The sequence below is a fragment of the Dyadobacter ginsengisoli DSM 21015 genome, from assembly GCF_059568735.1.
Genome location: NZ_JCANTY010000032.1, coordinates 1 through 1151 on the forward strand (window position 1 = coordinate 1; position 1151 = coordinate 1151).

Consider the following 1151-nt stretch of genomic DNA (forward strand, 5'->3'; position numbering starts at 1 on the left):
TATTTGGTGGATGTCTCTACGAGCCATTTCTTGACGTCACCATTGTTAACGCCGGGCCAGGTAAGGTTTATTTTTACAGCTGGCCACGGAATGACATTGCTGGTGGCATTGGCGGGCGACATCGAAAAGCTGACCGGATTGTTATCGCAAACGCCCACCGCACACCATGCATTCTGTACGGCCAGGTATTCGGTGGAATGCAGGCCGTAGAGTTTTTCGGCGGCTTGTAAGGTGTAAACTCTGAATGCCGGATAGTCAGAGAAAAGCTTTAATGAAGGTATTGCATCCCAGACAATTTGAATGGCTTTCTCCGGTCCGATCCCCACCAGGTCAGAATAGCCGTAACCCAGATCATTATACGCACTCCCCTGAAAACCGTCGCAGAGCAAATAGAACCACCTGGTAGCAACTCCGGCTCCCGCATCCTTGCTATCATCGTTGGGGCAATAATCCGGGAAGTATTGGCCAAGATAAGTGTCTGCCGCATTAAATGTTTTAGGGTAGCCAATATGTCTTGGTGGATCATATACTTGAGGGGCAAGCAGCCAGTCGTAATTTTGGGGCGTAGCACCTTTGATCTTATTCTTGATATAGATGCCGAAGATGTCAGCGATCCCCTCATTTACTGGCAAAAAATTTCCGCAAAGATCTGGAAGCAGGTATACACCGGTTTTGTATCGCACGATAGAATGAGATAGCTCATGTGCAAGCACATCAAGGGATATGGGGAATGGAATATCGGTGCTCAAATTTCTTCCGAAAACAAAAAAGCCTCCTGCAGCGTCACCTGCATAGCCAGCGTAGAAATCTTTGGGATTACCTGTCTCCTTTGCATTTTCCATGCGTATTTCAATGGGTACGGCACCGACTCCATCGCTCCCTTTCCAGCCAAATCGCTGATCAAACGCTTTCATGACCGACTGAAATCCGTAAAAAATCTGGACGGCCTCTGAACTTAGATACTGAGTAGGATTATCTGAAAACTGATTGTCGAACGGTGCATTATCCTCAAAATATACCGGATTCCCGTTTTCAAATCCTTTTAGTTCGATCGAAGGAAATCCATTTTCAGGCAAAGTTTGCAACCGATATACTTTTTCACTTTGAGGGTCTTGGTCCTTAGTATATTCTAGTGCCCTGAATGTTTGCTG

The 1151-nt window shown here is 46.3% G+C and carries 1 protein-coding gene; it reads right to left on the reverse strand.

All coding sequences use genetic code 11. From position 1 onward, the window contains the following. On the reverse strand, positions 1–1085 hold a 1085-nt coding region (locus BP71_RS37860; RefSeq protein ID WP_496387121.1), incomplete at its 3' end, for a M4 family metallopeptidase. Positions 1086–1151: the final 66 nt, after the last annotated feature.